Below are 552 nucleotides of genomic sequence, written 5' to 3'. Positions count from 1 at the left end.
ACCGATAACGTTCGCTACATGGTAGGGGCTCGCACTCCGCAGGGTTATCGCATATCCAGCGTAACGCCAGCAGGGATTGAGCTGGTGAAAGGCGGGCGCGTTATCACTATTGAACTTGGATACGAAGGCGAGAAAAACCATGACAAATCTTGAACAGATTCTAAATAACGACCTAAGTGGCATTGAAGTGCAAAACATTAAGAGCAAGCTCTTACAAGCACAGGCAGCGGTAAAGCGTCAGTTGGACTTGGGATGTCCTCCGCAGCAGTATCAATTGCTACTAAAACAGTATGAAGCATACACAGCGGCACAGGTTGTGATTGAAGCATACGAAGCTAACCAAAAATAAAGGGAAATCCTATGTCATTTTACGATGCGACCAACAGTGTAAACCTCGATGACGTTAAAAAGAAACTTGAGCAACAAGCGAAAGACGCGAACAAATCCGTCACCGATGCAATTAAAAATCTAGAAACCAACGCGGACGACCCATCTAAGCTGGCTGAACTTCAGCACGCTATCAACAAATGGTCGGTGGTATACAACATAAAC

Annotated in this window: 2 protein-coding genes and 1 pseudogene; all 3 read left to right on the top strand. The window is 45.5% G+C overall.

The features are described from left to right. Window positions 1-153, top strand: a pseudogene (locus R7Q09_RS27620) (EscD/YscD/HrpQ family type III secretion system periplasmic domain-containing protein); the annotation flags it as partial. Next, entirely contained in the window at window positions 140-349 is a 210-nt protein-coding gene (locus tag R7Q09_RS27615) for an EscE/YscE/SsaE family type III secretion system needle protein co-chaperone (protein WP_015296814.1), read from the top strand. The pseudogene R7Q09_RS27620 and the gene R7Q09_RS27615, both read left to right, overlap by 14 nt. Window positions 350-360: 11 nt before the next feature. Then, window positions 361-552, top strand: a 192-nt coding sequence (vscF, locus tag R7Q09_RS27610) for a type III secretion system needle filament protein VscF (protein WP_318144141.1), incomplete at its 3' end; no start/stop codon positions are given.

The organism is Vibrio sp. 2130-1, assembly GCF_033339515.1.
The sequence above is the reverse complement of the archived record's forward strand: the minus strand, read 5'-3'. Positions and strand labels throughout refer to the sequence as shown.